Genomic DNA, 6,883 nt, shown 5'->3' on the forward strand with positions numbered 1-6,883 from the left:
CCCCGCGACGTGATCTTCTTGCGCGAAGGGAAACGCTTCGAGGATCTGCCCGAAGGGGCGCTCGTGGCCACCGGCTCGTTGCGCCGCCGGGCACAGATGCGCGTGGCGCGGCCGGACCTGCAGATGGTCGCCCTGCGCGGAAATCTGAACACACGGTGGCGCAAGTTCACCGAGGGGCAGTTCGACGCCATGGTCTTGGCCGCGGCCGGTGTGTTGCGCCTGGGATGGGCCGATCGCATCACGGCCTACATGCCCACGGATCTGTTGTTGCCCGCCGTGGCGCAGGGGATCGTCGGTGTCCAGGGCGTAGAGGGTAGCGGTGCCAGCGAACTGGCGCGCGCGATCACCCACACGGAGACCCACGCCCGGGCGCGGTCGGAGCGATCCCTGCTCGCGGCCGTGGCCGGGGGATGTGTGGTGCCCCTCGCCGGCTTCTCGGAACTCGACGGCGACCAGCTCACCCTGCGAGCCCGTCTCGCGCATCCCGAAGAGGGTCCTCTGCTGACGGCCGAAGCCACCGGTGCGATCACCGAGGCCGAGGCGATCGGACGTCGCGTCGGCGAGGAACTCCTGGCCCAGGGTGGGGCCGAGATCGTCGCGGCGGCCAAGGCGCTGGCCCGCGAGGGCTGATCGCGGCCGTTCCCGGACCACGACTGACCGATCTCTTCATGGGTCGACGGCATCACTCCGGCCGTCCGGCTGCACGAAGTCACGATACGCCAGTCACTTGCGAGTGCCGATGCGAACGGCAACGTCCTTGCTGAAGGATCGGGCCGTCCCGTCCCCGGCTCGCGAGGGGACACCGTGATTTCCGTGCACCGGGTCTGGAGGCGAGCGCCCGATGAGACCGCAACGAATCCAGTGGTTGTCCTTCCTTCTCGTGCCCTTGCTGGTCGTCGCGTGTTCCGACGACGACGACGGCAATGGACCGGCCGGTCCCACGACGCCGACCGACACCGTGGCCCCCGTGGTGGTGTCGATCGATCCCGGACCCGATGACGTCGGGATCGGGTTGCAGCAGGCGATCGTGGTGACCTTCAGCGAGGCGATGGATCCCGAAACCGTCGAGGGTCAGGTCACGTTGTCCTCCGGGACGGTGACTGCGTCCGTGTGGAACGACGCGAGCACTCTCGAGATCGAGCACGATGGTTGGAACGAAGGGGAACGGGTGGAGGTCGCGCTCGGGACGGGCCTGACCGACGCCGCAGGGAACGCTCTCGCCCAGGAGTTCGGAGCCGGGTTCTGGACGCAGACCTCGGCCGCGAAAGTTCTGAGCACCGTGCCCGCCGACGGGGCGACCGGAGTGGCCCGCAACACCACCGTGCGCATGATGTTCAGCCATCCCATGATCGTGAGCAGCGTGGAGTCGGCGATCACCGTCGACGTCGGGGCCGGAAACACCGCGCCGGGCTTCACCGTGACGCGGGGTGCCGAGGACTGGCTGGTGGTGGCCTTCGACGCGGAGCTTCCCGCCGATCAGGCCGTGACGATCACCGTGGCGTCGAGCGCGCAGTCGGCCGATCCCGTCCCGACGGGCGAGCCCGCGATCTTCTCGTTCACGACCGGAGCCGGCCTCGACACGACGCCGCCCGAGCTGTTGTCCGTCACACCCGCTCTGACCGGCGCGATCCCGTCGTCGACGCCGTCGCTGGTCTTCCGGTTCAGCGAACCCGTCGATCCGAACAGCTTCCAACCCTCGCGCCTGGGTGCGCAGTTCATGCTGCTGATCGAGGGCTTCCAGATCTCCCCCGTCTGGTCGGACGACGACACCGTGCTCACCCTGCCGTTGCCGGCACCGCTGCCGAGTGGACTGCCGATCGTGGCCGACTTCGGCGGCTTCACCGACACCGCGGGCAACGTCGCGCGGGGAACGGTCGAGATCGATCTGCGGGTCGACGGGGATGCCATCGCCTGGCCCTTCATCGACGGGATGGTCACGACGATCCACGGCGAGGAACACGCGGCCGGCACCACCGATGGATTCCTCCACGAATGGATGGAGATCCGACGGACCGAGGCGCTGGCGGACGGTCGCTTCCGCGTGATCGGCTACCCCGACCAGACCTTCCAGCAGCCGGACGACTACGAGATCTTCCGTCCCACGACGTCGGGCATCGAGTTCGTCGGCTTCGGGTCGGAGGACCCCGAGGACCTGCACGCGGTGACCTTCGACACTCCCGTGCAATACCTGAGTCTGCCGCTGGCCGTCGGCACCTGGTCGGGACAGACCACGGCCACATTCGAGGGCGAGACGGTCACGATCTCCTACTCGGTCGAGGTGATCGAACAGGTGACGCTGGAGGCACGACTGGGCGAGTCCTTCGAGGGATCCTCGCCCCCGCTGGTCTCGAAGGCGGACGACGGTGAACCTGTCCTCGAGTGGATCGACGCGTGGCGGACCGAATTGAGCTACGAGATGTCGATCGGGGGCACGCCTCTCGAGTCAGGAACCGACGAGATCCACTACGCCCCTGTGATCGGGCCGGTGCGGTGGGTGTCGCAGGGTACCGACCACACGGAGGACGAGTCCTGGTCCTCGATCCAGGACGTGGTCGGTGTGGACATGGACTGGTAGTGTGTGCTGGAGCACCGACGACGGCGGCCCGCTCCGGGAAGGGGCGGGCCGCCGTTCGTGGAGTCGGGGTGGGTCGGGTCTAGTCGTCCTCCACCGAGTTCGCCTTCGCCAGAAGGTACAGAGCCACGGCTTCGAGCGTGGAGTGCACACCCATCTTGCCGAGGATGTGCTGCACGTGGTTGCGCACGGTGTAGTAGCTCACGTTCAGCTTCTCGGAGATGGCGTAGAGGTTCTGGTCCTTCGACAGCAGATCGAGGACCTCGCGTTCGCGCTTGCTCAGGCGGCTCTTCTCGAGATCGAATTCACGTTCGTTGTTGAGCGGAGTGCGGGCGGCGATGCGATCGAGGTAGCTCTCGATCAGGTGCTGCTTGTCCACGTTGAACGCGCAGTGCGCCAGGCACGTGCCACCGGTCTTCTCGTCCTCGAACGGGATCACCAGCAACTGGACCCAGTGCTCGCCGTCACCGCCCTCGACACGAATCGTGTAGGGCTCGATCTCCTCGTCCGCGTCGACCATGCGGTCGACCGGACAGTGTTCCGAGCACCAGGGTTGGCCGTCGGCGTCCACGCCCCCCACGACCTCGTGGCAGGGCTTGCCGATCATGTTCGGAATCGTGGTCCCGAGCATGGTCTCGGCGCGCTCGTTGGCGAAGAGGATCCGGCCGTCGGGGCCGGACACCCAGGTCGCCACCCCGAGGCGGTGGATCCAATCGGGAAGGGCGTCGGCGGACAGCTGTTGGTCGTTCATGATACGTCCTCCGTATCCCTCAGTGGCCGGTGTGCGCCATTTCGTCGCGGGCGACGCGTGCGAAACGCGCCGTGAAATGGCGCAGGAAGGGAGCCTGCTCGAGAATCCGCATGCCGCGGAGCTCGTTCTTGCGTTCGTTGACCTTCAAGATGGCCTCGACGACGTAGTCGACGTGGCTCTGCGTGTACACGCGCCGCGGAATCGCGAGGCGCACGAGCTCCATCGCCGCCGGAGTCTCCTCGCCGGTCTGCGGGTCGACCTGGCCGAACATGACCGAGCCGATCTCGACGGCGCGGATGCCGGCCTCGAGGTACAGTTCGGCCACGAGTGCCTGGCCCGGGTACTGGGAGACGGGAATGTGCGGAAGCATGGCCTTGGCATCGATGTAGATCGCGTGTCCGCCGGGCGGCTCCACGATCGGCACCCCGGCCAGGGAGATCCGTTCACCCAGGTACCGGGTCGCTGCGATGCGGTAGCGGAGGTAGTCGTCGTGGAGGACCTCGTGCAGGCCCACCGCGATCGCCTCGAGATCACGTCCGGCCAGTCCTCCGTAGGTCGGAAATCCCTCGGTCAGGATCAACAGGTCGCGTTCCTGCTGGGCCAGGTCGTCGTCGTTCGTGCAGAGGAAGCCGCCGATGTTGGCCAGACCGTCCTTCTTGGCCGACATGGTGCATCCGTCGGCGTAGCTGAAGAGCTCGCGGCAGATGTCCTTGATCGACCGGTTGGCGTAGCCCTCTTCGCGGACCTTGACGAAGTATGCGTTCTCGGCGAAGCGGCAGGCGTCGATGTACAGCGGGATTCCGTACTGCTGGGCGATCGCCTTCACCTCGCGCACGTTGCGCATGGACACCGGCTGCCCCCCGCCGGAGTTGTTCGTGATGGTCAGCATGATCAGCGGGATCCGGTCGGCTCCTTCGTTGGCGATCAGTTCGCGCAGCGCACGGATGTCCATGTTCCCCTTGAAGGGGTGGTACTTCGACGGCGTGTGCGCTTCCGGGACCACGAGATCGACGGCCCGCGCTCCGGTGTACTCGATGTTCGCCCGCGTGGTGTCGAAGTGCGTGTTGTTCGGGACGACGTCGCCCTTCTTGCAGAGCGTCGAGAACAGGATCCGCTCCGCGGCGCGGCCCTGGTGGGTGGGAATCACGTTCTCGAAGCCGAAGATGTCCTGGACCGCGTCGCGGAAGCGGTCGAAGGAGCGGCTGCACGCGTAGGCCTCGTCGCCCCGCATGATCGCCGCCCATTGCTCTGCGCTCATGGCCGAGGTTCCGCTGTCGGTCAGCAGGTCGATGAGCACGTCGTCGGCGTGGACCAGGAACAGGTTGAAGCCGGCATCGCGCAGGATGCGTTCACGTTGGCCGAGGGTCGTCATGCGGATGGGCTCGACGACCTTGACCTTGAAGGGTTCGATGATGGTCTTCACGGGCGCATGCTCCGAGGTGCTGCTGGACGCGCCGCTGCCGGCCGGGAACGGGGCCAGAACGGACGGATCGCCGAGGGATGGATTCCGGCGACACTGCCACGTTCAGACACCGGCAGACGCGTTCCCATATAGAAGATGAGACCTGGCCGCGATGGGGCCGTTGCATCACATATTTGCCACGCGACCAGATCACGGAATCAGACTTCGTGGTGGTCGACGAAGACCGAGAGAGCCCGGCTGGCCCGGTCGATCTTCCGGTACACGGGCACGCCCCCCCGTTCGAGCATGAGCACGGCCGGATCGTACAGGCGCCCCGAGTCGATCGCCGCGACGATCGGTTTGTCGGTCTCGCGGAAGACCCGTACGACCTCCGCGGGCAGGGACTGCATCCCGAAGACGTTCTCCGGATGCGCGCCCTCGGGGTCGGGAGCCAGGATGTCGAGCGTGGGGGCCGCCGGAATCGCCGATACCACGATCACGTCGACCTCCTCGGCGGCGGCCATGACCTCGACGGCCTTCACGAAGTGCTCGGTGTCGGTCATCGGTGTGCAGTCGATCGGGTTGCCGCAGTGGGCGATCACCGGCAACACCTCTTCGAGTGCACGGCGTGTGCTCTCGGAGAACGTCGCCATCTCGAGTCCGTAGAGGTGATCGCTCACGGCGCCGGCCTCGAAGCCCGCGTTCGTGATCACGCCCAGACGGCGGCCGCGGGGCGTCCGCGCACGGAGCATGGTGAGGATCTTCGTCACGTCCTCGAACATGTTCAGCGTCTCGCACACCACTGCGCCGGCTTCCATCAACAGGCTCCGGGCCACGGCGTAGTCGCCCGCGATCGACGCCGTGTGGCTCGCCGCGGCCTCGGCTCCCGCCTCGGTCTTGCCGGCCTTGTACACGACGACCGACCGACCCTCGTTCCGTGCGCGCCGCACCAACGACAGGAATCGTTCTCCTTCGCCCGGCTGGAAGCCCTCGACGTAGAACACGAAGACCTGGGGCTCGGTCTCGTGTTCGAGGTAGTACTCGAAGAAGTCGCTCGCGGTGAGGTCCATTTCGTTGCCGTAGGAGATCGAGACCCGGGGGAACACGATCCCGTCGAGGTTGCTGGTGAAGCTCACCAGATAGGCGCCGGACTGGCTCACCACGACCAGGTCGTCGCCGGGCGCGTCGTGGAAGGGAAGTTTGTAGGTGGGCAGGAAGAAGGTGTTGTACTCGTGCTTGCTCACGATTCCCAGGCAGTTCCCGCCCACGAGGACCGGCCCGCGGTCCTCGTGCTGTCGCGCGGCAGCGAGTGTCTTCTGCACCTCGACGGCACGACCGCCCTCTCCGGTCTCGGCGAAGCCCCCGGGGATCAGGATGATCGAATGGGCCTTGCCCGTGTCGCAGATCTCCTGGATCGACTGCGGGGCGCGATCGGCGGGAATCGCGATGACGGCCAGATCGACGGTTTCGGGCAGTGCTTCGGTGCTCGAGACACAGGGGACGCCGTCGATCCGGTCGGCTTTCGGGTGGACCGCCCACAGACGGCCGTAGTCGAGTCCGACGGCCTGCTTGAGATTGCGCAGGATGATGCGGCCTGCGTTCATGGCCGAGGCCGATGCTCCGTACACGGCCGCGCTCCGCGGGTGCAGGAGCTGCCCGACCTTTTCGATCGGACGGGCAGGGCGCGCGGCCGTCGCCGGACCCGCCAGACGGATCAGGGCGTCGAGGGCCACGGGTCGGCCGTCGACGGCGACCACCGGATTCAGCTCGATCTCCTCGAACACCGCGTGTCCGTCGTCGTCGGTGCGTTCGATCAGTTCGACGAGTGCCGACAGGGCGCGGGCCAGGGCCTCGCGGCCGAAGGGCGGCTGGTCGAAGAGCCGCGAAGGCTTCAGTGCCTGCGCGCCGAAGTGGGTCGATGCCAGGACCTCGACTCCCCGCTCGGCGTCGAACTCGCCCTTGCCGAGTCCGGCCCCGAGGATCGTGTGCGCATGACCCTCGCTGAGTTCGCCGTACCACTCGGTGAGAACACCACCCGGCCCGACCGCGACCATCGGTCCGAAGGCCGCGTCGACCCGGGCGCTCAGCAGCAGCTCCGTTCCTGGGACGTCGGTCGTGAAGTCGATCTTCTCGGTGATCATCACGCCGCGCAGGTCGG

Annotated in this window: 5 protein-coding genes; 2 read left to right on the forward strand and 3 right to left on the reverse strand. The window is 67.0% G+C overall.

Features of this window, described 5'->3' with window-relative positions; genetic code table 11:
- A partial coding sequence (gene hemC, locus VKA86_05985) for a hydroxymethylbilane synthase (protein HKK70747.1) occupies window positions 1–630 on the forward strand: 630 nt, incomplete at its 5' end.
- A gap of 211 nt (window positions 631–841) precedes the next feature.
- The gene (locus tag VKA86_05990; GenBank protein ID HKK70748.1) at window positions 842–2,575 is read left to right on the forward strand and encodes an Ig-like domain-containing protein; all 1,734 of its coding nucleotides are present in this window, start codon (window positions 842–844) and stop codon (window positions 2,573–2,575) included.
- A gap of 79 nt (window positions 2,576–2,654) precedes the next feature.
- On the opposite strand, the gene VKA86_05995 is transcribed toward VKA86_05990, so the two are convergent.
- The 3 genes from VKA86_05995 to VKA86_06005 all read right to left on the reverse strand — a co-directional run.
- Entirely contained in the window at window positions 2,655–3,323 is a 669-nt protein-coding gene (locus VKA86_05995; GenBank protein HKK70749.1) for a PAS and helix-turn-helix domain-containing protein, read from the reverse strand.
- A 19-nt stretch (window positions 3,324–3,342) separates the two neighbouring features.
- On the reverse strand, window positions 3,343–4,746 hold the full coding sequence (locus tag VKA86_06000) for a tryptophanase (protein ID HKK70750.1): 1,404 nt from the start codon (window positions 4,744–4,746) through the stop codon (window positions 3,343–3,345).
- A 197-nt stretch (window positions 4,747–4,943) separates the two neighbouring features.
- The coding region (locus tag VKA86_06005; protein HKK70751.1) for a CoA-binding protein at window positions 4,944–6,883 on the reverse strand (1,940 nt) is incomplete at its 5' end.

This window comes from Candidatus Krumholzibacteriia bacterium, assembly GCA_035268685.1.
Lineage (GTDB): Bacteria > Krumholzibacteriota > Krumholzibacteriia > JAJRXK01 > JAJRXK01 > JAJRXK01.